Origin of the sequence: uncultured Roseovarius sp. (assembly GCF_947489715.1) — a bacterium.
In the GTDB taxonomy this organism is placed as follows: domain Bacteria; phylum Pseudomonadota; class Alphaproteobacteria; order Rhodobacterales; family Rhodobacteraceae; genus Roseovarius.
The window spans coordinates 82,654-106,514 of the sequence record NZ_CANLER010000003.1 but is presented as its reverse complement, the minus strand read 5'-3'; the positions used below and the strand labels follow the sequence as shown (position 1 = coordinate 106,514).

Here is a 23,861-nt window from a genome sequence, read left to right as displayed (position 1 = left end):
CCTGGTGGTCTTCAAGCGTAGAAACAAACGTCCGATCTGGCGGGCCGTGGCAGAATTTCTCTGGCCGCGCACCGGATGGTCGCGTGCGTTTCTCTATGTCCGCCATCGGTTGTGGCGACTGCCTGATCCGCCACATCGGATCGCGCGCGGTATTTTTGCGGGTGTATTCGTGACCTTCACGCCGTTTTTCGGGCTGCATTTCTTTCTGGCCGCTTTTGTGGCGTTCATTCTGCGCGGCAATATCGTGGCGTCGCTGCTGGCAACGTTTTTCGGTAATCCGCTGACCTTTTTGTTTATTGGCGCCTCGTCCTTGCAGACCGGGCATTTCCTGCTGGGCATGCGCAACGTGCCGGCAGCCGAAGAGATCCACAGCTCTCTGGGTGAGAAATTCGTCAATGCCGGTCGCGACCTGAAAGAGAACTTTTTCGCGATGTTCACCGAGGACACCGCCCATTGGACCGAATTGAAGATTTTCTATGACGAGGTGTTCTTTCCCTACATGGTGGGCGGGATCATTCCGGGGCTGATCTGCGGGTTGATCTGCTATTACACCAGCCTGCCGGTCATTCAGGCCTATCAGAATCGTCGCAAGGGGCGGCTGAAAGCCAAATTACTGGCCTTGAAAGAAAAAGCCGCCGCCAAGGCTGACGGCAAGACAAAAGCCGAATAGTCTGGCGCTGAGTCGCAAGAAGATCAGAGGGTCAAAATGTCGTTATCGGAAAAACTGCGCCTGGGCGTAAACATTGATCATGTGGCCACGGTGCGCAATGCGCGTGGCGGCGATACGCCCGACCCGTTGCGCGCGGCCAAGCTGGCCGAAGAGGCGGGTGCGGACGGAATCACCGCGCATCTGCGCGAAGATCGCCGTCATATCAGTGACGCTGATATCGACCGGCTGATGGACGCGCTGAGCGTCCCGCTAAATTTCGAGATGGCTGCGACGGACGAGATGCAGAAAATTGCCCTGCGCCACAAACCGCACGCGGTCTGCATCGTGCCGGAAAAGCGCGAGGAACGCACCACCGAGGGTGGGTTGGAAGTGGCGCGTGAGGAAAACAAGCTGGCGCATTTCATCGCGCCGCTGCGCGAGGTTGGGTGCCGGGTGTCGATCTTCATCGCCGCCGATAAACGCCAGATCGAGGCTGCGCACCGGATCGGCGCGCAGGTGATCGAGCTGCATTCCGGGGCCTATTGCGATGCCCATCACGAGGGGCGTCTTGATGACCGCGACCGTGAACTGGAAGCGCTGCGCGAGATGTCGCGCTTTGGCCACTCGCTGGGGCTGGAAGTGCATGTGGGGCACGGGCTGACCTATGACACGGTCAAGCCGGTTGCGGCTTTCCCCGAGGTGCGCGAGCTCAATATCGGGCATTTCATTATTGGTGAGGCCATTTTCCGCGGGTTGCAGCCGGCCATCGCCGAGATGCGCCGCCTGATGGACGAGGAGCGTGCTGAGTTGAAGGCGGCAGGCTGATGTCCTATTCGGTTAAATGGTCCCGATTTGTCATGCGCTATGCGCTGATCCTGATTGGCATTTCGCTGCTTCTTTACTTGGCTGGAAAGTTCTTCAATTTCAACCTGCGCTCATCGGGGGCGACGGTGGTGCCGATCATTCTGGTGACGATGCTGGAAGGCGTAGATTTCGCCAAGGCCCAGGGAGAGACACCCAAGGGCAGCTGGGCCTGGCAGCAATCGGCGCTTTTCGGTTTTGTCGGCCTGGGGATCACGATGGCTTTCGCCGCGTTCTTCATGTCAGCCTTTCCCGGTGGTTTGGGTCAGTTCCTGACGCCAGTTGGGTTCGCGGCGCTCAGCACCATCACGGTCATCATGGCGGTTTTCTTCGTGGTCGGTGCGCGGCTGTTTTTCTGGATGGGCGCGCGCAACGAGTTGAAGCGGCAAAGCCGGGGTTAGGCCGCGGAGGACGGGTGCAATGACGGGATATGAAACGTTGCTGATCCTTGTCGGCTGGGCTGTTGCCGGTGGCAGCCCCGGCCCGGCAACGCTGGCCATATCCGGCACGGCGATGCAGGCCGGGCGCATGGCGGGCCTGACCATCGCAGGGGGCATCGTCTGCGGGTCGGCCAGTTGGGGCATCGCCGCCGCCTTGGGTATCGGTGCGGTCATGCTGGCCAATGTCTGGGTTTTCGAACTGGTGCGCTATGCGGGCGCGGCGTATCTGCTGTATCTGGCGGTGAAATCTTTGCGCCGGGCAGTGCGACCGGAAGACCTGTCGGCGGCGCCGGGCGCAGATGATCTGCGGCGGCTTTTTTTCAAGGGGATGCTATTGCATGTGACCAATCCCAAGGCGATCCTGTCCTGGGGGGCGATTTACGCTATTGCGCTGCCTGCGGGGGCGGGCATGGCGCAGGTCTGGCAGTTGTTTGCGATGCTGATCGCGGTGTCGATGCTGGTGTTCTTCGGATATGGTGTGCTGTTTTCCGCGCCGCGTATTGCCCGGGGATACGCTCGGGCGCGGCGCTGGTTTGACGGGCTTTTTGCCGCTCTTTTCGGGGCGGCAAGTATCAAGATTCTGACGGCGCGGCTGGAGGGGTAGAAATGGTTGATCTGACGACATTGCTTGCGGTGGGTGTTGCGTTCTGGGTGATTGCGGCCTCCCCGGGGCCTGCCAATATTTCGAATGCCGCGATTGCCATGCGCTATGGTCGGCGAGCCAGTATCGTCTATGGGCTGGGCCTGAGCGTTGCGTTGGTGTTCTGGGGCGTGCTGGCTGCCACGGGGATGGGGGCGGTGCTGCAGGCCTCGGTCTGGTTGCTGATGGCCCTCAAGGTTCTGGGCGGGTGTTACCTGCTATGGCTGGCCTGGCAATCGGGACGGTCGGCGATGCAGCCCGGTGACGCACCGGTGACTGAAATTGCCGCCGGACGCTGGTTCTGGCGTGGCGTGATCCTGAACCTGTCGAACCCGAAATCGGTGATTGCCTGGATGGCGGCCTTGTCGATGGGGCTGGACCCGAACGATACGGTGTTGTCGGTCGTGGTGACCACGCTGGTTTGTGTAGTCGTCGCGTTTTTCAACAATTTCAGCTATTCACTGGTCTTTTCGATGGGCGGCATGATGGCCGTCTATCGCCGGTGTCGCCGCTGGGTCGAGGGGGCAAGTGCGGTGCTTTTCGCCACCGGTGGATTGGCGCTGATCCGGTCGGCCGTTTCGAAATGATCCTGGGTGTTGGTACCGATCTGGCGAATATAGAACGGATCGCGGGGACGCTGGAGCGGTTTGGCGATCGGTTTCGCAACCGGGTCTTCACCGAGATTGAGCAGCACAAGGCTGAGCGGCGCAAGGATGTGGCCGGCACCTATGCGAAACGCTGGGCGGCGAAAGAGGCTTGTTCCAAGGCTCTGGGGACCGGGCTGCGCATGGGGATATCCTGGAAGGACATGGCGGTTTCGAACCTTGAGACCGGCCAGCCGGTGATGACCGTGACCGGCTGGGCAGCGGAGCGTCTGACCGAGATGACACCGGCGGGGCATGAGGCAATCATTCATGTGACGCTGACCGATGATCACCCCTGGGCGCAGGCCTTTGTGGTGATCGAGGCGCGCGCCTTGTCGGGCGGTTCCTGACAGGAGTTCGCTGACGCTCACGCCTTTCAGCTTCGCGTTCAGGCCACGCAGGCCTTGGGGACGCCCCCAAACCCCGGGCCGCATCCTGTGTGTTGTAACCCGATGCGGTTTGTAAGGTCAGGCGTGGGTGCGGGTTTTGCCCGGGTCATAGAACGGCAGGGAGGAGACCGTGGCGGTGGTGTCGATACCGTCACCCTGCACCCGTAGCACGGTGCCGTCGGCCACATCTGGTTTCACATGTGCCAGGGCAAGGGACTTGTCCATCCGGTGTGAATAGCAGGGGCTGTTGATCGTGCCGACATTGGTGCCGTTCAGGGAGAGTTCCTCGCCACCCGCAACCATGTCTTCATGGTCGATCACCAGCCCGACATTGCGCAGCTTCTCGTGTCCTTTAGTGGCCATCAGGGCCTCGCGGCCGCGGAAACTGGTTTTGGAAGCGTTCACCGTGAAGCCAAGCCCGACTTCCCATGGGGTATGAACAGAGGTCATGTCGTAGTCGTAAAACAGCAATCCGGCCTCGATCCGGACCTTGTCGAGCGCGGTGAAAGAGCAGGGCATGACACCCGCGTCGACCAGCTTGTCCCAGATGTCGGTCACATATGCCTTGTCGGCGAAAACCTCGTAGCCGCGTTCGCCGGAATAGCCGGTGCGTGAGAGGCGGACGGGGTAGCCAAACAGTTCTGCCGGTGCGTGGTGGAAATACTTCATCTGACCGAGGTCGATCGAGCAATGCGGGTTGAGGATGTCGAGCGACTTTGGCCCCTGCACCGAGATGTCGTGCAGATCGTCGTCAAGCGTGAGTGTTACGTCGCGACCCTCGGACGAAGCTTCAAGCATCTGCAATGTCTGACCAGAGCCATGTACGATCATCCATTCGTCATCGCCGTTATTGGAGACGATTGCATCATCGGCCAGTTTGCCATCCTCGGTCATTACCGAGAGATACGCGGCCTGGCCGGGGGCAAGGCGGGTCAGATCGCGGGTGGTTGCGTGATCCAGCACGGTCATCGAATCGGGGCCGCGGACAAAGACCTTTTTCAGGGGTGACATATCGAACATGCCGGCGCGTTCGCGCACCGCATCGTGTTCGTCATTGGGATCGCTCGAATAGCTCCAGGCGGTGCCCATGCCGTTCCAATCTTCCAACCCCGATCCAAGGGCGCGGTGGCGGTCGGCCAGAGCCGAGGTTCGGCTGAGTTCTTCGGTCATTTTGGTTTCTCCCTGTTGTCAGTACCATTTGTCGGGCATTTCGGATTTGCGGCGGGCGACGAAATCCGTGAGCGCGTCGAACGTGCTGTCGTCCATCGCCGGTTGCTCGTACGCTTCCAGCATTTCCTTCCAGCGGAAAGAGGCGCGTTCTGCAGCCGAGAGTCTGCCGTTTTCCTGCCAGGTCTCAAACGGTCCCGCATCTGGCAAATCCGAGAGGTAGTTGGCCTCGGCGTAATGGCGCATCGTGTGGGCGGTCGACAGGAAGTTTTCGCCGGGCTGAACCTCGAGATAGGCGTCGCGACCCAAGGCTTCGTCATTGGTGGGAATGCCTTGCAACAGTTTCAGCATCATCCCGCAATGGTCGAGGTCCATCACGAACTTCTCGTAAGACATGGTCAATCCGCCCTCGAGCCAGCCGGCCGCGTGCCAAACCTGATTGGCGCCCGCGAGCAATGTGGCCCACATCGCCGCGGTGCTGTCCTGCATGGCCTGACCATCGGGGGTATTGGCAGAGGTGATCTGACCACCGCCGGGGCGGATCGGGACATTCAGGCGGCGACCCAGTTGGGCAAAGGCAAAAGTGGCAAGGTTGGATTCGGGCGCGCCAAAGCTGAGCGCGCCGGTCTTGAGATTCATCGCAGAGTGGAAGGAGCCCAGCACGCAGGGGCATCCTGGGCGAACCAGTTGGGCCAGAGCGATCCCCACCATCCCTTCGGCCAAGGTCTGTGCGGCGGTGGCGGCAGGTCCGAGCGGGCCCATAGCACCGCCAAAGATGGCGGGTGAGACCGCAACGCATTGATTGGCTGCCGCATAGACCCTGAGCGCGCGGCTCATGGTTCCGTCATAAACCAATGGGGAATTGACGTTGATATTGCCCTGAATGACAGCGTTTTTCTTGGTGAAGTCCTTGCCAAAAACCACCTGTGACATCGCGATACTGTCGCGGGCGCGTTCAGGGGATGTGACACCGCCCATGAAGGGTTTGGTCGAATAGCACAGATGGGCCATCACCATGTCGAGATGGCGTTTATTCACCGGAATATCGCAAGGTTCGCACACTGTGCCGCCGGAATGGTGCAGATAGGGAGAAAGGAAGGTAAGCTTCACGAAGTTCTGGAAGTCGGCAAGCGTGCCATAGCGCCGCCCCTGTTCGAGGTCGGTGACAAATGGAGAACCATAGCCGGGCATCAGGACAACGTGGTCACCGCCCAGGGTGACAGTGTGATCTGGGTTGCGGCCATGCAGTTTGAACGTTGTCGGTGCCGTGGCGCAGATGGAACGGGCATGGCCCGGATCAAAACATACGCGGGTGCCGTCAACCCGTGCTCCGGCCTTACGGAACAGCGCCAATGCCGTATCGTCATCGCGAATTTCGATGCCGATCTGATCGAGTATCCAATCGGCTTGGGTTTCAAGCCGTACCAGACTTTCTTCATCCAGAATTTCGTAGACCGGAATGCGCCTTTTGGGTCGGTGGTTGGAATAATGCGGTGCGGGTGGCGCGCGGCGCGGATTGCGCCGCCTTCGTTTCGGGCGCGGTTGGGTATCAATCGTGTTCAACCTTGTTGACCCTTTTGAGATAGCTGGTTCTTAGATAATTTTATTGAAGCCATATTTTCATGGAATGTGAGCACCACGCAAATCAAATGATTTGCACTTTAAGTTCAATAAATTTAGACGATAACGATGCGCTTTCGTCATTACGATTCCCTCAGGGTCTTCTCGGTGGTTGCCCGAAACCGCAGTTTTTCTGCGGCGGCGGAAGAATTGAACCTGACCAAAGGTGCGGTCAGCTATCAGATCAAGCAATTGGAGCAGGAATTGGGATTCACCCTGTTTCAGCGGTTGCCGAGGGGTATTGCGTTGACAGAGCAAGGGCAGCAATTACTGGGGACAGCGCAGTCGGCCTTTGAAGCCATTGAACAAAAGATCGCAGGGTTGCGCCACGACCGCATATTGACCATCGGGATGTCGACCTATTTCGCGTCGCGCTGGCTGTCGCCGCGTTTGATGCAGTTCATGTCGGCCCACCCGGATATTCGGTTGCGGGTGCAGCCGATGGTCAACCTGATTGATTTGCAGGGTGAAGGGGTTGATCTGGCGATCCGTTGGGGGCGGGGGCAATGGAACGATATGATGGTAGAGCCACTTCTACCCTTTCCGGCATGGCCCACGGGTGACGCCAGAGCGGCCAAACTGGTCGATGAACTTGGTTTGACGGGCGCGTTTCAGCAACTGACCCTGCTGAGAGACAGGGATGACAGCAATGCCTGGTCGGAATGGTTTGACGTCGCAAATCTCGACTTCAAAGGTGATTCTGAGGCGCTGATTATCCCCGACCCGAATGTCCGGGTTCAGGCGGTCATGGACGGGCAGGGTGTGGCGCTGAATGACGCTTTGATACGGCCAGAGATTGATGCCGGGCGGCTTTTCCGATTATCCGCTACGGCGCTAGAGAATTATGGATACTTTCTGGCTTATGCTCCGGGGGCGCTGGCCAATCCAGATATTGCAGTGTTTGTCGATTGGTTGAAGGCTACGCGCTAAGCGGCTGTTCCCTGACGGAGTTCGCGTACGCTCACACATTCGAGTGATGCGCTCAGGGCGCGCAGCCCTTGGGGTTTCACCCCAAACCCCTGTGTGCCAAGCGTAAGGTAAGCGCCGCCGTCTTCACCGTTCCAAAATACACCCGCTGAAAGCAATCCAAACATTTCCTAACCAAACAAAATTCGATGGGTGCGGCACATCCAAGGCAGGCACCCCGAGGCGGACGGCGAAGCCGGACAACGAGAGATCAAGCGCGCCGAAGGCGCTCCATTAAACAGGAATTTATTTGAAAGATCAGGATCCGGTCTGACTCATGCGCTCGAGATTTCCACGCAGGTCTTCTGCTTCGCGACGGGCTTCCCGCAGCCCGTCCATCGTCGCGGACAGTTCGGCCTCTGTCTGGCTAAGCTGATTTGTCAATTCTGCTTCGCGTTGTTGCAGGTAGGTGATGGCCTGATCACGGGTTTCCTCGGCCTCGTGCAATTCCTGTGCCATCTTCTCAAGCTCACCCACATCCGAGCCCGCGACACGAATGAAGCGATGGATGAGCCAATTGGCAAACCAACCCAGGCAGAAGGCCACAAAGAGGACGATCGCCGTGGCAATGATAAACTCAGTTCTGTTCATCTGGTGTGTCTTCCTGATTTTGATCTGCAGCGTCGGGATCGACTGTGTCCAAGGCTTCTTCTTCCAAGCTTTCAAGGCCTGTCTTGCGCTCTTTGATCGGCTCCGGACGGATCAGTTTGAATTCGATGCGGCGGTTGGCCTCGCGACCCTCTTCGGTGTCATTATCGGCAATTGGGACGCTTTCGCCATATCCCTTTGCCGTCAAGGCAGAGGTCAGAACGCGGCGGTCGCGCAGGGCGCTCAGCACTGAACGCGCCCGCGACTGGCTGAGTTGCTGGTTCATGATCTCACGCCCCTGGCTATCGGTATGTCCGCCGATTTCCATCCGCAATTCGCCGCATTTTTTCAGAATTTCGGCGATGTCATCCATGATCGACGCACCGCTTTCGTCGATTGTTGCCGATCCGGGTTCGAAATTAATCTTCCGCTCGCTCAAGACGGTGGCGATCAGCGCTTCGCATTCATCCGGGGTCGGGATGCTGGCCACCGGATCGAGGGCTTTGCTGTAGGTCACGTCGATGGAGAATTCTTCTGCGTCGCCCAGCTTATCCGACAGAAACTGCGCGATCATCGTCTTGGCGCCTTTTTGTCCGGTATTGCCGGACACTTCCACCATGTCCGGCGTCACGGTTACCGCACCGTTGGACAGGTAAGATAGCGCCTCGAGACCAGTAAGAATCCGGGTCGGCCAATCCTGAGGCAATCCCCCGGCGATCCGGGCGGTGTTGTGGACGCTATCCGAGGTAAAGCGCGCTTTGGCGAAGCTGTTGACCGTATCGCGCGTCATTTCGTTCCCGACACGGCCCCGGATCTGAACCAGCCCTTCCGGGGAAAGCGTGGCGACGAATTCGGGGGTGATCTGCACCGCTTCGTCCGGCGGCGGTGGCAGCACGGCATGCAGCGCAAATACATCCGGCAAGGAGGTTTCCAGCGCGCCGATCACGTCGTCAAACCGGTTTTCGGCAATGCCCTGTGCAGCCACAAGGGTGATGTCGGCATCGGAAAACGTCACGCTGCCGCCGCCCAGTTGACCCAGGGCAGCAATGGATTGCGCGGCAGCCTTACCCCATTGCGGTGAGGGTACGCCCAGGCCGATTGTACAATCAGCCTCGTAGCGCAGGCCGGATTTCATGGCCGCCGACAGGATGGCATTGCGTGCAACCTCGGTATCGGCCGAACAGGCATCGAACCGCGCCTGTCCGTCCAAAATCAGGAACCTGAGCGTAAAGGGCGTGATGACCGGGCGTGGCGACGAGATATCCAACGCAAGTCGTATGTCATCAGGGATTTTGCGCGAAAGGTTGGTTTCAATCTTGTTTTTCTGCGCAGCCGTATCGACCATCGCGGTAATTTCAACGCGGTTCGCGGCGACCGAAATTTTGGATCGTGGCAGATCGCTGAGCGCGCGCACGGCATAGTCGAGGGCATTGTCCCATGTGTCGGGAGGAGGATAATCTGCGGCCTCCAGCAGGTCAGTCACCTCGGATCCGTCGGCGGCATCTACGATGTCGGAAAGCAATCCTTCTCGATCCGTGGCGGCGGGAATCAGGCCGATAAGGGATATGCCGCTGTCGTTGCGCAGGATTTCAACCGAAAACGCGGGCGGTGCAATATCGGCGCTATCGGCTACGTCCATCTGGTCGATCACCCGCGCGGCATCGACAACCGTTCCTGCAATCGACAAAGCCTTGAAACGCAGCGCTTCGGTGGGGGCAGTGCCGCCCAGAAAAACCTGAAGTCCGTTGGCGTCAACCTCGGACCAGACCAGATCATTGGCGTCAAGCGTGTCTCGAACGGTGTTGCGGGCGCTTTCCTCGATCACTTTTACGGAAAACCCTGCTGCAACCAGACACAGTGCTGCCGCGACAACAAAGCTCGCAGTGATTGCAAAGATGGCAGACAGGCGCATGTTTTTGCCGGTAAGTTATTGTTCCCATACCGTGTTTATGCCTGTGCGCGACTGAGTTCAATCAAAGGAACAGGGCGACGGCGAAAAACGGCAAGGGCAGCAAACCGGCATCTCGGTTTGACCGGAAGAGTTTCAGCAAGATGCCTGTGTCCTTGATGTCGAGACGTCTGAGTTGCCACTGCAAATGCCAGCCAAGCGCCCAGGGACCGCAAAGTGCCACCAGAACGGCAGCGAAGTGCCCATCAATCGTCGTCAGCATCACTGCCAGCGCCATCAGCGTGACCGTCAGTACCAAAAACCAGCGCAACCATTTGGGAGAGTTTTCCCCAAACAGGCGGGCGGTGGATTTTACCCCGATCAGGGCGTCATCCTCGGCATCCTGATGGGCATAGATCGTGTCATAGAACAGCGTCCAGACGATGCCCGCCAGATACAAAATGACTGCGGGCCATTGCAGCGCACCGGTATGGGCGGTCCATGCCAGAAGCGCGCCCCAGTTGAAAGCGATGCCCAGAAACACCTGCGGCCACCAGGTGAAACGTTTGGCAAAAGGATAGATTGCGACCGGCACAAGCGACAGAACACCCAGTCCGATGGCCGCGATGTTGAAGGTCAAGAGGATTGCGAAGGACACCAGCGCCTGCGCCGCCAGCCAGATCAGCGCAGCTCTGACGCTGACTTGTCCTGACGGAATGGGCCGCGAGGCGGTGCGTGCGACCGAGCCATCGATATGCCGATCGGTAATGTCGTTCCACGTGCAGCCCGCGCCGCGCATCAGGAACGCGCCGATGGCGCACCCCGCAAAGATCCACAGATCGAAAACCCGCGCCTGACCATCATAGAGCATTGCCAGCAGGAGGCCCCACCAGCAAGGCAACAGCAGCAGCCATGTGCCAATGGGCCGATCTGCGCGTGACAGCCGCAAGTATGGCCTCGTGGCCGGGGGTGCTAGCCGATCCACCCAATTGTCGCGATAGGCGTCAGCAACCTGACCTTCGGCCTCTGGTGTCTTATCGGTGTCGATCATATGTTGGCCTCATGGCGACTGCGAAGATCAGACTTTATGTAGAGCACCCGCTGGGGCAAGGGCAATCGGTTCCTCTGAACCGGGATCAGGCCCATTATCTTTTTGGGGTGATGCGATTGTCAGTCGGAGATGCAGTGGCGCTGTTCAACGGGCGCGATGGTGAATGGCAGGCTGAGGTGGCCGAGGCCGGAAAACGCGGCGGCGTATTGGCGGTTGGCGCACAATCACGAGATCTGCAGTTACCGCCTGATCTTTGGCTGATGTTTGCGCCGATCAAGAAGGCACGGACGGATTTCATCGTCGAAAAAGCGGCCGAACTGGGCGCACGGTGCATCTGCCCGGTGCAGACAAATTTTACCAATGCTGAACGTATTCGGCAGGATCGGTTGCAGGCCCATGCGATTGAGGCCGCTGAGCAATGTGGCGGCACCTTTGTGCCCGAGGTGCGTGAATTGCAGAAATTGTCGCGGCTACTGGATGATTGGCCCGATGACCGGCACCTGATGTTCTGTGACGAGGCGTTGGCCGGGGCCGCAGAAGCTCTGAACGGGGCTGGCGGCGACAAGTGGGCGATACTGATTGGTCCTGAAGGTGGATTTTCGGAGGTGGAGCGAGCAAGGCTGCGCGAATTGCCCTATTCGCAGGCTGTCAGTCTTGGGCCGCGCATTCTGCGGGCAGACACGGCAGCGGTGGCGGCGATGACCCTTTGGCAGCAGGCATTGGGAGACTGGTCATGAGCTTTGTGCGACCCGAGGCGCGACAGGCGATCTGGCGTTGGCGCGAGGTGTTGGTGGCGATCGGCGTATTGGTGCTTGGCGCATACTGGGCCTTTGGCACCGGCGCCCTGTTGCATTGGCTGGGTTATATGGTGTTGGTGCTGGGCGCGGTGCTGTTGATTACCGGTGTGCAGCGCGGGCGGTTCCGGTCAGGTCGCGGTGGTCCCGGCGTGGTGCATGTGGACGAGGGGGCCGTGGCCTATTTTGGCCCCCTGAGTGGCGGCGTTGTAGCGCTGCGCGAAATGACCAGCCTGATCCTTGATCCGACCGGCAAGCCACCGCATTGGGTGCTAAGCCAGCCAGGGCAGGCCGATCTGCATGTGCCGCTGAACGCCGAAGGCGCCGAGGCGTTGTTTGATGCCTTTGCCAGCCTGCCGGGAATCCGGACCGAGCATATGCTGAAACATATGAAGCAGGGTGCTGCATTTCCGGTCGTGATCTGGCAGCGGGCGCCGAACCCGGCTGTTTTGCACTGATGACTATGTCGAAGAGGTCAGCCTGTTCAGATCAGCCCGTATATCTGAATTCAAGCGCGCCTTCGCTTGGTTTACCGGCCCATTTTGAAACAGTTTCATAATAGGTTTTTCGTTTTTGCTTTTGTGAAGAAAGCCCCCAGAACTCCTCAAATTCCTGCTGTGCAAACTGCATTTCGCGGGTCAGCAACGACCGACGTTGCGGGGTTTGCGGGATGTCTTGCAGGCGCTGCACCAGTGACCGGGTTCGTGCAATATTGGCCACTGCCATCTCAAACATGGTGACCGACATTTCTTGCGAGAACCCATTGATGAAAATGCCTTGTGCCCGGCTGTTTCTGAAAAGTTCGCTGCGGGACATGGCCAGAAATTGCTGTTGCGTGAACCCGCGCCGTGCATTGCTGCGCGTGCGTTCCTGCCGATCCCGTACAGCGTCGCCGCCACCGCCGCGCGCCTGCACGGAACTGCTGGAAATGCCTGCCAGGATGAAGGCCATTCCTGACGTGATGAACTGGCGTCGTGACCGGGCGAGATGGGTGATTTTTGTGCGCATGGTATGCCCCTTTCTAAAGCGAGAAATACTGTCGCGGACTTAAGGCTCAATAAAAAACACATCAAATTTACGTGCGCAATTCGGGGCAATCCTTGCTTGACACCTCCGTGCAACCGTTTCACCACTGGCGCTTCTACCTACGCGCAGGAGCTTGCATCATGTCTATCCCTCAATCCGGCGGCGGGCCGATCGAAAGCCATGATCAATTGGCGGGCTATCTGGAGAGCGGCTGTAAGCCAAAAGACGATTGGCGTATCGGCACCGAGCATGAGAAATTCGGTTATTGTCGCGATACGTTGAAGCCCATCCCCTACGATGGAGAACGCAGTGTCCTGGCGGTGCTGGAAGGTCTGCGCGACGGGCATGGCTGGGCACCGCTGGAGGAAGGCGGCAAGCTGATCGGGCTGGAAAAAGACGGTGCCAATGTCTCGCTTGAGCCGGGTGGGCAGCTGGAACTGTCGGGCGCGCCGGTCGAGACCATTCACGAGACCTGCGACGAGGTGAACGCCCATCTGCGTGACGTCAAGGATATTGCCGACAAGGTTGGGGTCGGGTTCATCGGTCTGGGGGCGGCGCCGCAATGGTCGCATGAACAGATGCCGATGATGCCCAAGGGCCGTTACAAGCTGATGGACGCCTACATGCAGAAAGTCGGTACGATGGGGCGGTCGATGATGCGCAGGACCTGCACGGTACAGGTCAATCTGGATTTTTCGTCCGAAGCTGACATGGTGCAAAAACTGCGCGTGGCGCTGGCGTTACAGCCGGTCGCAACCGCGCTTTTTGCCAACTCACCGTTTTTCGACGGCAAACCCAACGGGCACAAATCTTGGCGCAGCCGGGTCTGGCGTGATCTGGATGCGGATCGGACAGGCATGCTGCCTTTTGTCTTCGAAGACGGATTCGGGTTCGAGCAATATGCCGACTATGCATTGGATGTGCCGATGTATTTTGTCTATCGCGACGGGCAATATGTCGACGCGTTGGGCATGTCGTTCCGTGATTTCCTGAAAGGAGAGCTGCCTGCGCTGCCCGGTGAGAAACCGACGCTGAGCGATTGGGCGGATCATCTGACCACAACGTTCCCCGAGGCGCGAATCAAGAAATTCATGGAGATGCGCGGGGCCGATGGCGGCCCATGGCGACGCCTCTGCGCGCTGCCTGCTTTCTGGGTCGGATTGATGTATGATCAATCCTCGCTCGATGCTGCCTGGGATCTGTGCAAGAGCTGGGATGCTGAGACCCGCGAGGCGCTGCGCGTTGCCGCCAGCGAAAGCGCGTTGCAGGCGCAGGTGGGAAATATCAACATGCATGACCTGGCCCGCGAAACGGTGGCGATCTCGGAGGCCGGATTGACTGCGCGTGCCCGTAGCGGCGCAGGCGGGTTGGTGCCGGATGAAACTCATTTCCTGAACGCGCTCAAGGAAAGTGTCGAAAGCGGTAAGGTGCCGGCGGATGAGCTATTGGAGCATTATCACGGTGATTGGAATGGTGACTTAGACCGGATTTACGCCGAGTACAGTTACTGAACGAAACGGCCGAGGCGCGAAGGTGCCGACCTGAACCCGTCTTGTCGTGCAGCGTAAATGTTGCAACCCGGTCCGAGCAGAGTGATTGCTTTCACCTACCGCGCGCAAGGTCTAGGCTGCGGCCATGGAATCGGCATTGGATTTTCACACGGCGAAGGCTTTGCTGGACTGGCAGGTCGAACTTGGCGCGACCGAGGCGATTGGTGACGTGCCGGTCAATCGCTACGAGGTGCCAGATAAACCAGCCAAGCCAGTGCAGGCTGATACGCCTTCTGCCCCGCGAAATGAAACGAAACCCGACGCGGTGAACGAGGCGCGTGCGTTGGCGCAAGGCGCAGGTGATTTGGACGCGCTGCGGTCTGCTATGGCGGCGTTTGAGCATTGTGAGCTGAAACGAGGCGCCCGCAATCTGGTTTTCGCCGATGGCAACTCTGCAGCGCGTGTGATGATCATCGGTGAGGCACCGGGCCGCGACGAGGATCGTGAAGGCCGACCCTTCGTCGGTCGCGCCGGGCAGCTGCTGGACAAGATGCTGGCGGCGATTGACATGTCGCGCAGCGCGGATCCGGTCGAGCGGGCCGTCTACATTACGAACGTGCTGCCTTGGCGGCCACCGCAAAACCGCGATCCGAAACCGGAAGAGATTGCAATGTTGCTTCCCTTTGTCGCGCGGCATGTGGAGTTGATTAAACCGAAAGTCTTGGTGCTGATGGGCAATATCAGCTGCCAGGCGGGGCTTGGAAAACGTGGCATTACCCGGCTGCGGGGGAACTGGGATCAAGCCTATGGAGCGCCTTGCCTACCAATGTTCCATCCGGCCTACCTGTTACGTAGCCCGCACGCCAAGCGCGAGGCCTGGGCCGATCTGTTGGCGTTGCAGGCGCGATTGAGGACCGATACATGAAAATTCTCGCTTTTTCCGATCTGCATCATGCGCGCCATCGGGCCGAGACGTTGGTCGCGGCCAGCGCTGACGCTGATCTGGTGATCGGCGCTGGCGATTTCTGCAACATGCGCCAGAATCTGCCCGAGGCGATGAACTTGCTGTCGGGTATCAACTCGCCAATGGTCGTGGTGCCGGGTAATGCCGAAAGTGCCGATGAGCTGAAGGTTGCCGCGCATGATGGCACCACGGTGCTGCATGGCGGCGGAACTGAAATTGGTAGCATTCGCCTTTTTGGCCTGGGATACGGCGTGCCGACGACCCCATTTGGCGATTGGTCCTGCGATCTGACCGAGATGCACGCGGCTGAGATGCTCTCGCGCTGTGAGAGTGCGGATATTCTGATCGTGCATTCGCCACCCAAAGGCGTGGCCGATCTGACCTCAGGCGGCATCTCAGTCGGGTCGACGGCGATATTTGAGGCGATTGAACGAATACAGCCCGGATTGGCCGTCTGCGGGCATATCCATGACAGCTGGGGCAAGACCGGGCAGATCGGGCAAACCAAGGTGGTAAATCTAGGCCCGACGCCAAACTGGTTCGAGGTATAAAATGGTCGAATTCTGGACCCTGATGGCGTTCATCCCGGCGGGATTGGCGCTGAACCTCAGCCCCGGTGCTGATATGATGTTCTGCCTTGGACTGGGTTTGCGATCTGGGCCAAAGGCAGCGGTGGCGGCCAGTGCAGGTATCTCGACCGGGGGTATGGTGCATGTGACGCTTGCGGGGCTTGGCCTGGGGGCCGTTGTCGCGGCTTTTCCCTGGGTCTTCGATGTAATCCGCTGGATCGGCGTGGGCTATCTGCTGTGGCTTGCCTGGGGCGCGCTGCGGGCCGGTCCGGTTGAAAGTGCCGATGTGCGACCGCTGAGTGTACGCCGGGCCTTTCTGGACGGGATGGTCGTCAATTTGCTGAATCCCAAGGTGATCCTTTTCGTGTTGGCCTTTCTGCCGCAATTTGTCGATCCCGCGCAGGGCAGCATTCTTGGACAATTCCTGATCTTTGGGTTGGTGCTTGCCCTTGGTGGGATGTTGATCAATGGCGGTGTCGGCGTGTTTGCAGGGCAGATGCGGAACCGCCTGACAGGGCCACGCTTTGCGCGCGGGTTGGGATTGGCTTGCGCCGCGATTTTCACTGCGCTGGCGGCGCGATTGGCATTTCTGGAAAGGGCGTAGCGTATGTCCAAAATTGACGAAAACAAAGAATTCATCCCCGTGCGTATCGCAGTGCTGACCGTCAGCGATAGCCGTGAAATGGCGGATGACCGGTCGGGCCAGGTGCTTGTGGACCGGATTTCCGAAGCCGGGCATCTGCTGGCGGACCGCAAAATCATCCGTGACGAGCGGGCGGATATAGCGGGCCAATTGCGCGACTGGGTCGCGGATGACGGTATTGATGTGGTGATCTCAACCGGCGGTACGGGCTTGACGGGTCGTGATGTGAGTGTCGAAGCGCATCGCGATGTCTATGAAAAAGAAATTGATGCCTTTGGCACGGTATTTACCATCGTCAGCATGCAGAAGATCGGCACCTCTGCGGTACAGTCGCGAGCTACGGGTGGCGTGGCCGGGGGTACCTATCTGTTTGCGCTACCGGGCAGCCCGGGCGCGTGTAAGGATGCGTGGGATGAAATCCTGAAATATCAACTGGATTACCGCCACCGGCCCTGCAATTTTGTGGAAATCATGCCACGGCTGGACGAACATCAGCGCCGGAAATGACGAAATTGTGCGTAAAACCCTAAAGCCTTGGCATTTCACATGGTAGGATTACATTAGTCAGGTCCTTTACCGGGACCCAGCAAGGGTTTGAAGTTCATGCGGTTTTTGCGTCACAGCCTGACCGGATTGTTCCTTTTGTCGCTGACATTGGGCCTGCTGAGCTATGCGGGCTACTCAATTTTCAGTGCGGTGCAGGAGCGGATGGCAAGTGAGCCCGAGGCGCTTGAACGGCGCGAACGGGTTTTTGCTGTCAATGTGGTCACAGCGGTAGAACAGGAAGTGACGCCGGTTCTGCGCGCCTTTGGCGAGGTCGAAAGCCGTCGCACGCTTGAAGTCCGCGCCAAGGCCAGCGGTACGTTGGTCGAACTGGCCGAGGATTTTGTGGAAGGCGGTCAGGTGGCGGCCGGGCAGTTACTGGCGCGTGTCGACCCGGCGGATGCGCAATCGGCGCTGGACCGTGCGGCAAGCGATCTGCTGGACGCGCGTGATGAAAGCCGTGAGGCGGATCGTGCCTTGAAACTTGCGCAGGAAGAATTGGCCGCTGCGGAAGATCAATCCGAATTGCGGGCGCGGGCCTATCGTCGTCAACTGGATTTGGAAGAGCGCGGCGTGGGTACCGCCGCTGCCGTTGAAACTGCTGAACTGGCCGCAGCCCAGGCGCGTCAGGCTGTGCTGGGCAGTTGGCAATCGCTGGCTCAGGCCGAAGCACGGGTCGATCAGGCTGCCACGCGGATGGCGCGGGCCGAAATTGCCCAGGCCGAAGCGCAGCGGCGCCTGAATGACACTCGGATTACCGCGGGGTTCGCGGGTACCTTGAGCGACGTTTCGGTCGTGCAAGGCGGTCTCGTAGCCGCCAATGAACAACTTGCCAAGCTGGTCGATGGCAACAAGCTGGAGGTCGCGTTCCGTGTCTCGACCCCACAATATCTGCGGCTTTTGAATGAAGAGGGTCTGCTGATCCGGGCGCCCGTGACGGTGACGCTGGATGTCTTTGGCATCGACCTGCAGGTCAAGGGCGTGATCAGCCGCGACAGCGCGATTGTGGGTGAAGGCCAGACCGGACGGTTGATCTTTGCGCGACTGACCGGCGCGACCGGCATGAAACCCGGCGATTTCGTTACCGTGACAATCGAAGAGCCGCCACTGGACCGGATCGTGCGGCTGCCGGCCTCGGCGCTTGGCCCCGATGGGCGGGTGCTGGCGCTTTTGGGTGAGGATCGGCTTGAGGCGCTTGAGGTACGGTTGATGCGTCGTCAGGGCGATGACATTCTGGTGCGTGGCGAAATGTTGGAAGGGCGCGAGATCGTCAGTCAGCGGTCACCGCTTCTGGGGGCAGGCATTAAGGTGCGGCCCCTGCGCAACGAGGCGGATGATGCTGCCAGCGCAAGCGAAATGCTGGAACTGAGTGAAGACCGCCGTGCCCGGCTGGTGGCCTTTGTCGAAGGCAGCACAGACATGCCTGAGGCGGTCAAGATCCGGTTGCTAGGGCAACTGGCAGAACCACGAGTGCCGGCGCGCATGGTCAAGCGGCTGGAAGGCCGCATGGGGGGCTGACGGATGGCCCGCGGTGTCCCGATGGTTGCCGGCGGGCTGCTCTCTTACTTCACACGGCACAAGACCGCCGCCAACCTGCTTCTGGTGGTTCTGATCGTGCTTGGTATGGCGGCGTTACCTCGGATGCGGGCGCAGTTCTTTCCCGATGTGATCATCGACAATGTCAGTGTCACGGTTGAATGGGAAGGTGCCGGGGCCGAAGATGTGGATGCCGCTATCGTTCAGGTGCTTGAGCCTGCATTGCTTTCGGTCGAGGGTGTGACGGGCAGCGAAGCCACCAGTCGTGAGGGTCGAGCCAATCTTCAACTGGAGTTCGAGCCAGGCTGGGACATGGCGCGCGCCGCCGACGATGTTCAGACCGCCGTAGACCTGACCACGACCCTGCCCGAGGATATCGAAGAACCCGAGGTACGCCGTGGTGCGTGGCGTGATCGGGTCACCGACGTGGTGATCACCGGGCCGGTGGCCACTGCGCAGCTCGGCCAGTTTGCCGACGAATTGGTTGTGCGCCTTTTTGACGTGGGTGTGACCCGGACCACGGTGCGCGGGGTGTCTGCGCCCGAAACGATCATCGAAGTGCCCTCGGCCAACCTGATCGCCCATGACGTGACATTTGCCGAGATTGCCGCCGCCGTGGCGGGGGAGGTCGATGCCGACCCGGCGGGGGATGTGACCGGAGCCAACACCCGTGTGCGTACTGGCGTCGAAAAGCGTGACCCGGATCAACTGTCGGCGATTGTGCTGCGGTCGAACCCGGATGGATCAAAGCTGACCGTGGGCGATGTTGCCAGTGTCCGCATCAAAGGGATCGCCAGCAAGCGCAGCTATTTTGTCGGCGAAGAACCCGCGATGTCGATCCGCGTCGACCGGTCGGCGCGGGGTGATGCCATCGAAATTCAGGGCCGGGTCGAGGACGTGGCCCGCGAAATGGCCGAATCCCTGCCCGAGGGGGTCGAAGTCAAGCTCATCCGGACCCGGTCGGAGCGGATTTCCAGCCGGTTGAATATGTTGATGGAGAACGGGCTGACCGGGTTGGCGCTGGTTGTGGGACTGCTGTTTCTGTTTCTGAATGCGCGCACCGCCTTCTGGGTGGCCGCGGGTATTCCGGTGGCGATGCTCGCAGCGATCTCACTGATGTATATCGGCGGGCTGACGATCAACATGATCTCGCTTTTCGCGCTGATCATCACGCTGGGGATCGTCGTGGATGATGCCATCGTGGTGGGCGAGCATGCCGATGCGCGGGTTCGAAAATATGGCGAAAGTCCTGTTGAGGCCGCCGAGCGCGCTGCGCACCGGATGGCGCTGCCAGTCTTTGCCGCAACGCTGACGACGCTGATTGCATTTTTTGGACTGACTGCCGTGGGCGGACGGTTCGGTGACCTGATCGTGGATATCCCGTTCACAGTGATCGCTGTGTTGCTGGCCAGCCTAATGGAATGCTTCCTGATCTTGCCCAATCACATGGCGCATGCCCTGCGCAAATCCGGCGATCGGAATTGGTATGACTGGCCCAGCCGGACGGTGAATACCGGTTTTGTCTGGGTACGCGAGCGCTTGTTTCGTCCCTTCATGGCTGGGGTCGTCTGGGCGCGGTATCCGGTCTTTGCGCTGATACTTTTGATCTTGGCCAGCCAAGTGTCGTTATTCATTACGGGTGATGTGAAATGGCGGTTTTTCAATGCGCCCGAACGTGGCAGCGTGACCGGTAACTTCGCGATGGCCCCAGGCGCGGCCCGTGCCGATACGCTGGAGATGATGCGCGAGATGCAGCGCGCCACACAGGAGTTGGCTGACGAATATACCGAAACCTATGGCACCAATCCGCTATCCTTTGTCATGGCGCAGGTGGGGGGCAATTCCGGTTACGGTCTGGCCGGCGCTGATACCAAGGATCCCGATCAATTGGGAGGTATCGCGATCGAGCTGATTGATGCCGATCTGCGGCCCTATTCGAGTTTCACCTTTGCCGCCGATTTGCAGGAACGTGTGCAGCATCATCCGTTGGTCGAAACGGTCAGCTTCAAGGGCTGGCGGTCCGGCCCCGGCGGAGACGCGCTGGATGTGGAATTTTTTGGCGCTACAGCGGATGATCTGAAATTCGCGTCCGAGGCGCTGAAGGAGGCGCTGCTGCGGTTCCCCGAGGTCACTGGTGTTGAGGATAATCTGGCCTATGACAAGGAAGAGCTGATCCTTGAGCTGACCGCGCAGGGCAATGCGCTTGGCTTTACCATCGACAGTCTTGGGCGTGTGTTGCGTAACCGGCTGAACGGGATCGAGGCTGCGACCTATCCGCTGGGGCCGCGCAGTGCCGAGATCCGGGTAGAACTGCCCGAGGGCGAATTGACCGCGGATTTCATGGAACGGATGCAGCTGCGCACGCCCGAGGGTACCTATGTACCGCTTGCCGATATCGTCAGTGTCGAACGGCGTAATGGGTTTTCCACGGTGCGGCGGGAAAACGGTGTGCGCCTGATCAACGTGACGGGTGATATCTCCGAGGATGACCCTGCCCGCGCCGTGGCGGTGATGCAGGCGCTGGAAGGGGAAATACTGCCGAAGATCGCCAGCGATTTGCAGGTGGAATGGCAGTTATCGGGTTTGAGCGAACAGGAAGACGATTTCCTTAATGATGCGCGGTTGGGGCTGATCCTGACCCTGACCGGCATTTACCTGGTGCTAGCCTGGGTCTTTTCCAGTTGGACACGACCTCTGGTGGTGATGGCGGTCATTCCCTTTGGTCTGGTCGGGACAATCTATGGCCATTACCAGTGGGACGTGCCGCTGAGCATGTTCTCGGTCGTGGGGCTGTTAGGGATGACAGGAATCATCATCAACGATTCCATCGTGCTGGTCACCACGATTGACGACTATGCCAAGGATCGCGGGTTGATCCCGTCAATCATCGATGGGGCGGCGGACCGGTTGCGCCCGGTGATGCTGACCACGCTGACCACTGTTCTGGGGCTGATGCCACTGATGTTCGAGCGTTCGCAGCAGGCGCAATTCATCAAACCGACAGTGATCACGCTGGTCTATGGTCTGGCTTTTGGCATGGTGATGGTTCTGATCGTGGTGCCCACGCTTCTGGCGATGCAGCGTGACGTCAGCCGCAAGTTTGACGCGCTTCGTACCGGGCTGCGGTTTCGGGCGCGCCGCGTGAAGCTGGCGATGATGTTGGGCGTGGGTGCCGTGATCCTCTGGCTGGGAACGACAATGGGCATGACAATGATTTTCGGTCGGATTCCTGCCGCGTTCACAAGGCTTTGGCCCGGATTGATAGACCTTTCGCCCATGCTGGCGGCGCTGGTGGTTTTCATCGCGGGGTCGGCGATACTGGTGTTGCTGCTCTACGTGGTGCTGGCCGTTGCCCAAAGAACCAAACGGGTTCAGCCGGCCGGGCAGCCCTGAATTTCCACCGCGTGTTTCTTACCCAGAACGGTAATGCGCAGGCCCGAGCGGTCCAACGCGAAGCTGCGACCCTCGACGTGATACAGTTCGGTTTCGGCGATCAGGCGACCGCCCTGACGGGTGGTTTTCGATTGCGCCACCCAAATTTGCGGATTTGCGGTTTCAATCACAGCCAGTTCAGAGCCTCCGGTTTGGGGCAGATCAACCTCGGCCCGCAGGCTTAGGCCATCGGTCAGGGGCGAGATGCGACAGGCCACACGGCCGACGTTAGCTTCAGCCGCAGTATAGGGCCGGTCGGCCAGCGCCGCGACAATACGTGCGTCAGGTTTGGTCCGACCGGCGGGCAGGTCCTGCGACAGTTTCAGGGTCATGGGGATACAGACATCCTTGCAGACACCGATGATGACTTCTCCGGCTAAGGTAATGGGTTTGCCTTTTTTTGCGGGCGTCAGCGTCAGCGGCAATGTCAGTGCATCTTCATAGCCTATGGTTTGCACGCCACTTTGCAGGATGCGCTTGGGCGTGGGCCAACTGACCGCGACATCGGACAGGTTGCGCGATCCGGACCAGACGAATTGCGGTGGGATACCCGCATCGCCCGGCGCGCGCCAATAAGTTTTCCAGCCGTCATTCAGCGTAATATGCAGCGCGGCAACATGTTTGCCATCTGCCCGTTGCCACCCTGTCAGGATGCGCGCATCTAGGACATCGCCACCCTGCTGGGCAGAAAGAGGAAGTGAAAACAGCGTTGCTGCTGACAGAAGAAGGCCGATTGCGAATCTTTTCATACGTTCCAAATGGGTCATAAGCGTTGAAATGCCAACTCACTTTAAGGCGAGAAAATTGTGTGTGACTCTGATCATACGCTTGAAGTACGGTGATTGAACGCCCATTCTTCGGGGTAGCCAATGGGATAGGGTAGCCCCAAAGGAGCCGCTGATTGACCCAAGAGATTGACCTGAACGGCAAGTTGCTGATTGCCATGCCGGGCATGCAGGACCCGCGCTTTGCCCATTCTGTCGTATTCATGTGCGCCCATTCCGATGAGGGCGCGATGGGATTGGTTGTCAACAAACCTACAAGCGATCTGCGCCTGCGCGATCTGCTGGAACAGCTTTCTATCAAGAGCGGCCCAGGTGCGCGGGACCTGCCGGTGCATTTCGGTGGGCCGGTCGAACATGGTCGCGGATTCGTGCTGCATGAACATGGCTATCAATCCGTGATTTCGACACTGGACGTGAACGATGATTTCGCCATGACCGCGACGATGGATATTCTTGAGGACATGGCCGAAGGGCGCGGCCCCGGACAGGTTGTAATGGCGCTTGGCTATGCCGGTTGGGGACCCGGACAGCTTGAAGGTGAGATCGCGCAGAACGGCTGGCTGACCTGTGAGGCCGATGCCGATCTGGTTTTCAACACCGCCGATATAGACAAGTGGGAGGCGGCGCTGAACAAGCTGGGGATCAATCCGCTGGCCTTGTCCGCAGATGCGGGGCACGCTTGAGCTGAATCTTGGCGCGGAGCGATGTTCTCGATCGTCGCTGTCCGCCGGCGCCTATTCTTTCATGAACCGTTTTCGCGCTTCTGTGGCAATACCATAGCGCATTTCCAGTTTGGCAAGCTCGGCCATTGCTGTCTTTCGCGCGGCTTCATCCGTTAGCGATGCAAGATACTCACGTTGTGCAGTTATCAATTTTTTGATCTGGATTTCTTCGGGAACGACACCAGCTTCCGCCATCACGCGGAACCCGGCGGCATCTGCAGTGCTTACATAGGCCTCTTCAGGATGTTCCGGCAAAGGCTTGCCCTCACCCTCCAGACCATCAAGCCTGCCTTCCAGGCGCGCCTTTTGAATCTGCCGTTCGATCAGATTTCTCATGTCTCGGCTCATACCGGTCAGGTAAGCCATATGCGACACGCATTCAATAAGACCAGGCGGATACCTGTTATGGGCGAGAAGGCCCGGAGTTTGAGAATGGCGGGTGAAACCTTGCCAT

General features: G+C 59.2%; 25 protein-coding genes. 17 read left to right on the top strand and 8 right to left on the bottom strand.

The window, feature by feature from the left end:
• Window positions 1-4 precede the first annotated feature (4 nt).
• Genes Q1B27_RS10080 through acpS form a run of 6 tightly spaced genes read left to right on the top strand, consistent with a single transcriptional unit; the run spans window position 5 to window position 3,584 of the window.
• Entirely contained in the window at window positions 5-670 is a 666-nt protein-coding gene (locus Q1B27_RS10080) for a DUF2062 domain-containing protein (protein ID WP_299847083.1), read from the top strand.
• A gap of 36 nt (window positions 671-706) precedes the next feature.
• Window positions 707-1,474 (top strand): pyridoxine 5'-phosphate synthase, encoded by a 768-nt coding sequence (locus Q1B27_RS10075; protein WP_299847082.1) that lies wholly within the window; start codon window positions 707-709, stop codon window positions 1,472-1,474.
• Window positions 1,474-1,911: an ABZJ_00895 family protein gene (locus Q1B27_RS10070; protein ID WP_299847080.1), complete on the top strand. Its 438-nt coding sequence runs from the start codon at window positions 1,474-1,476 to the stop codon at window positions 1,909-1,911. Before Q1B27_RS10075 ends, Q1B27_RS10070 begins: the two co-directional genes overlap by 1 nt.
• Before the next feature lie 19 nt (window positions 1,912-1,930).
• A complete protein-coding gene (locus Q1B27_RS10065; RefSeq protein ID WP_299847078.1) occupies window positions 1,931-2,554 on the top strand; it encodes a LysE family translocator in 624 nt (207 codons plus the stop codon).
• A 2-nt stretch (window positions 2,555-2,556) separates the two neighbouring features.
• Entirely contained in the window at window positions 2,557-3,177 is a 621-nt protein-coding gene (locus tag Q1B27_RS10060; protein ID WP_299847076.1) for a LysE family translocator, read from the top strand.
• Window positions 3,174-3,584, top strand: a complete 411-nt coding sequence (gene acpS, locus Q1B27_RS10055; RefSeq protein WP_299847074.1) for a holo-ACP synthase — start codon at window positions 3,174-3,176, stop codon at window positions 3,582-3,584. Before Q1B27_RS10060 ends, acpS begins: the two co-directional genes overlap by 4 nt.
• Window positions 3,585-3,701: 117 nt before the next feature.
• Here acpS and Q1B27_RS10050 read toward each other — a convergent pair whose 3' ends face one another.
• Both Q1B27_RS10050 and Q1B27_RS10045 read right to left on the bottom strand, forming a co-directional pair.
• On the bottom strand, window positions 3,702-4,793 hold the full coding sequence (locus Q1B27_RS10050) for an aminomethyltransferase family protein (RefSeq protein WP_299847072.1): 1,092 nt from the start codon (window positions 4,791-4,793) through the stop codon (window positions 3,702-3,704).
• An 18-nt stretch (window positions 4,794-4,811) separates the two neighbouring features.
• Entirely contained in the window at window positions 4,812-6,353 is a 1,542-nt protein-coding gene (locus Q1B27_RS10045; protein ID WP_299847070.1) for a trimethylamine methyltransferase family protein, read from the bottom strand.
• Between the two features lie 126 nt (window positions 6,354-6,479).
• Between Q1B27_RS10045 and Q1B27_RS10040 the strand changes: the two genes are divergently transcribed.
• Window positions 6,480-7,340, top strand: coding sequence for a LysR family transcriptional regulator (locus Q1B27_RS10040; protein ID WP_299847068.1), 861 nt, complete (start codon window positions 6,480-6,482; stop codon window positions 7,338-7,340).
• A gap of 294 nt (window positions 7,341-7,634) precedes the next feature.
• Here Q1B27_RS10040 and Q1B27_RS10035 read toward each other — a convergent pair whose 3' ends face one another.
• The 3 genes from Q1B27_RS10035 to ubiA all read right to left on the bottom strand — a co-directional run bounded on the left by Q1B27_RS10035 (window position 7,635) and on the right by ubiA (window position 10,903).
• A complete protein-coding gene (locus Q1B27_RS10035) occupies window positions 7,635-7,967 on the bottom strand; it encodes a hypothetical protein (protein WP_299847066.1) in 333 nt (110 codons plus the stop codon).
• Window positions 7,954-9,876, bottom strand: a complete 1,923-nt coding sequence (locus tag Q1B27_RS10030; RefSeq protein WP_299847064.1) for an OmpA family protein — start codon at window positions 9,874-9,876, stop codon at window positions 7,954-7,956. Before Q1B27_RS10030 ends, Q1B27_RS10035 begins: the two co-directional genes overlap by 14 nt.
• A gap of 61 nt (window positions 9,877-9,937) precedes the next feature.
• Window positions 9,938-10,903, bottom strand: coding sequence for a 4-hydroxybenzoate octaprenyltransferase (gene ubiA / locus Q1B27_RS10025; RefSeq protein ID WP_299847062.1), 966 nt, complete (start codon window positions 10,901-10,903; stop codon window positions 9,938-9,940).
• An 11-nt stretch (window positions 10,904-10,914) separates the two neighbouring features.
• On the opposite strand from ubiA, the gene Q1B27_RS10020 reads away from it, so the two are divergent.
• Both Q1B27_RS10020 and Q1B27_RS10015 read left to right on the top strand, forming a co-directional pair.
• On the top strand, window positions 10,915-11,640 hold the full coding sequence (locus tag Q1B27_RS10020) for a 16S rRNA (uracil(1498)-N(3))-methyltransferase (RefSeq protein WP_299847060.1): 726 nt from the start codon (window positions 10,915-10,917) through the stop codon (window positions 11,638-11,640).
• Window positions 11,637-12,155 (top strand): hypothetical protein, encoded by a 519-nt coding sequence (locus Q1B27_RS10015; RefSeq protein ID WP_299847058.1) that lies wholly within the window; start codon window positions 11,637-11,639, stop codon window positions 12,153-12,155. The genes Q1B27_RS10020 and Q1B27_RS10015 overlap by 4 nt, the downstream gene beginning before the upstream one ends.
• Before the next feature lie 31 nt (window positions 12,156-12,186).
• Here Q1B27_RS10015 and Q1B27_RS10010 read toward each other — a convergent pair whose 3' ends face one another.
• Window positions 12,187-12,705, bottom strand: coding sequence for a hypothetical protein (locus Q1B27_RS10010; protein WP_299847056.1), 519 nt, complete (start codon window positions 12,703-12,705; stop codon window positions 12,187-12,189).
• A 158-nt stretch (window positions 12,706-12,863) separates the two neighbouring features.
• Between Q1B27_RS10010 and Q1B27_RS10005 the strand changes: the two genes are divergently transcribed.
• The 7 genes from Q1B27_RS10005 (at window position 12,864) to Q1B27_RS09975 (ending at window position 21,861) form a co-directional block, all read left to right on the top strand.
• On the top strand, window positions 12,864-14,234 hold the full coding sequence (locus tag Q1B27_RS10005; RefSeq protein ID WP_299847054.1) for a glutamate--cysteine ligase: 1,371 nt from the start codon (window positions 12,864-12,866) through the stop codon (window positions 14,232-14,234).
• A 124-nt stretch (window positions 14,235-14,358) separates the two neighbouring features.
• The gene (locus Q1B27_RS10000) at window positions 14,359-15,138 is read left to right on the top strand and encodes a uracil-DNA glycosylase (protein WP_299847052.1); all 780 of its coding nucleotides are present in this window, start codon (window positions 14,359-14,361) and stop codon (window positions 15,136-15,138) included.
• A complete protein-coding gene (locus tag Q1B27_RS09995; protein ID WP_299847050.1) occupies window positions 15,135-15,728 on the top strand; it encodes a metallophosphoesterase family protein in 594 nt (197 codons plus the stop codon). The genes Q1B27_RS10000 and Q1B27_RS09995 overlap by 4 nt, the downstream gene beginning before the upstream one ends.
• Window position 15,729: 1 nt before the next feature.
• Entirely contained in the window at window positions 15,730-16,350 is a 621-nt protein-coding gene (locus Q1B27_RS09990; protein ID WP_299847048.1) for a LysE family translocator, read from the top strand.
• A 3-nt stretch (window positions 16,351-16,353) separates the two neighbouring features.
• The gene (moaB, locus tag Q1B27_RS09985; RefSeq protein ID WP_299847046.1) at window positions 16,354-16,896 is read left to right on the top strand and encodes a molybdenum cofactor biosynthesis protein B; all 543 of its coding nucleotides are present in this window, start codon (window positions 16,354-16,356) and stop codon (window positions 16,894-16,896) included.
• A gap of 96 nt (window positions 16,897-16,992) precedes the next feature.
• Window positions 16,993-18,450 carry an HlyD family efflux transporter periplasmic adaptor subunit gene (locus Q1B27_RS09980; RefSeq protein WP_299847044.1) on the top strand — a complete coding sequence of 486 codons (1,458 nt, stop codon included), beginning with the start codon at window positions 16,993-16,995 and terminating at the stop codon, window positions 18,448-18,450.
• 3 nt (window positions 18,451-18,453) lie between these two features.
• The gene (locus Q1B27_RS09975) at window positions 18,454-21,861 is read left to right on the top strand and encodes an efflux RND transporter permease subunit (RefSeq protein ID WP_299847042.1); all 3,408 of its coding nucleotides are present in this window, start codon (window positions 18,454-18,456) and stop codon (window positions 21,859-21,861) included.
• Here Q1B27_RS09975 and Q1B27_RS09970 read toward each other — a convergent pair.
• Window positions 21,840-22,649 carry a protein-disulfide reductase DsbD domain-containing protein gene (locus Q1B27_RS09970; protein WP_299847040.1) on the bottom strand — a complete coding sequence of 270 codons (810 nt, stop codon included), beginning with the start codon at window positions 22,647-22,649 and terminating at the stop codon, window positions 21,840-21,842. The two genes, Q1B27_RS09975 and Q1B27_RS09970, sit on opposite strands and share 22 nt — an antisense overlap.
• A gap of 152 nt (window positions 22,650-22,801) precedes the next feature.
• Between Q1B27_RS09970 and Q1B27_RS09965 the strand changes: the two genes are divergently transcribed.
• Window positions 22,802-23,368: a YqgE/AlgH family protein gene (locus tag Q1B27_RS09965; protein WP_299847038.1), complete on the top strand. Its 567-nt coding sequence runs from the start codon at window positions 22,802-22,804 to the stop codon at window positions 23,366-23,368.
• A gap of 51 nt (window positions 23,369-23,419) precedes the next feature.
• Here the strand turns inward: Q1B27_RS09965 and Q1B27_RS09960 are convergent, their stop codons facing one another.
• Window positions 23,420-23,773 (bottom strand): DUF1992 domain-containing protein, encoded by a 354-nt coding sequence (locus Q1B27_RS09960; protein WP_299847036.1) that lies wholly within the window; start codon window positions 23,771-23,773, stop codon window positions 23,420-23,422.
• Window positions 23,774-23,861 lie beyond the last annotated feature (88 nt).

Coding starts and splice junctions, on each gene's coding strand:
- Q1B27_RS10015 (WP_299847058.1), top strand. CDS start 11,637: ATGAGCTTTGTGCGACCCGAGGCGCGACAGGCGATCTGGCGTTGGCGC.
- Q1B27_RS09995 (WP_299847050.1), top strand. CDS start 15,135: ATGAAAATTCTCGCTTTTTCCGATCTGCATCATGCGCGCCATCGGGCC.
- Q1B27_RS09970 (WP_299847040.1), bottom strand. CDS start 22,649: ATGAAAAGATTCGCAATCGGCCTTCTTCTGTCAGCAGCAACGCTGTTT.
- Q1B27_RS10005 (WP_299847054.1), top strand. CDS start 12,864: ATGTCTATCCCTCAATCCGGCGGCGGGCCGATCGAAAGCCATGATCAA.
- Q1B27_RS09990 (WP_299847048.1), top strand. CDS start 15,730: ATGGTCGAATTCTGGACCCTGATGGCGTTCATCCCGGCGGGATTGGCG.
- Q1B27_RS10065 (WP_299847078.1), top strand. CDS start 1,931: ATGACGGGATATGAAACGTTGCTGATCCTTGTCGGCTGGGCTGTTGCC.
- Q1B27_RS10060 (WP_299847076.1), top strand. CDS start 2,557: ATGGTTGATCTGACGACATTGCTTGCGGTGGGTGTTGCGTTCTGGGTG.
- moaB (WP_299847046.1), top strand. CDS start 16,354: ATGTCCAAAATTGACGAAAACAAAGAATTCATCCCCGTGCGTATCGCA.
- ubiA (WP_299847062.1), bottom strand. CDS start 10,903: ATGATCGACACCGATAAGACACCAGAGGCCGAAGGTCAGGTTGCTGAC.
- Q1B27_RS10020 (WP_299847060.1), top strand. CDS start 10,915: ATGGCGACTGCGAAGATCAGACTTTATGTAGAGCACCCGCTGGGGCAA.
- acpS (WP_299847074.1), top strand. CDS start 3,174: ATGATCCTGGGTGTTGGTACCGATCTGGCGAATATAGAACGGATCGCG.
- Q1B27_RS10070 (WP_299847080.1), top strand. CDS start 1,474: ATGTCCTATTCGGTTAAATGGTCCCGATTTGTCATGCGCTATGCGCTG.
- Q1B27_RS10050 (WP_299847072.1), bottom strand. CDS start 4,793: ATGACCGAAGAACTCAGCCGAACCTCGGCTCTGGCCGACCGCCACCGC.
- Q1B27_RS10035 (WP_299847066.1), bottom strand. CDS start 7,967: ATGAACAGAACTGAGTTTATCATTGCCACGGCGATCGTCCTCTTTGTG.
- Q1B27_RS09980 (WP_299847044.1), top strand. CDS start 16,993: ATGCGGTTTTTGCGTCACAGCCTGACCGGATTGTTCCTTTTGTCGCTG.
- Q1B27_RS10040 (WP_299847068.1), top strand. CDS start 6,480: ATGCGCTTTCGTCATTACGATTCCCTCAGGGTCTTCTCGGTGGTTGCC.
- Q1B27_RS10000 (WP_299847052.1), top strand. CDS start 14,359: ATGGAATCGGCATTGGATTTTCACACGGCGAAGGCTTTGCTGGACTGG.
- Q1B27_RS09975 (WP_299847042.1), top strand. CDS start 18,454: ATGGCCCGCGGTGTCCCGATGGTTGCCGGCGGGCTGCTCTCTTACTTC.
- Q1B27_RS10010 (WP_299847056.1), bottom strand. CDS start 12,705: ATGCGCACAAAAATCACCCATCTCGCCCGGTCACGACGCCAGTTCATC.
- Q1B27_RS10075 (WP_299847082.1), top strand. CDS start 707: ATGTCGTTATCGGAAAAACTGCGCCTGGGCGTAAACATTGATCATGTG.
- Q1B27_RS09960 (WP_299847036.1), bottom strand. CDS start 23,773: ATGGCTTACCTGACCGGTATGAGCCGAGACATGAGAAATCTGATCGAA.
- Q1B27_RS10030 (WP_299847064.1), bottom strand. CDS start 9,876: ATGCGCCTGTCTGCCATCTTTGCAATCACTGCGAGCTTTGTTGTCGCG.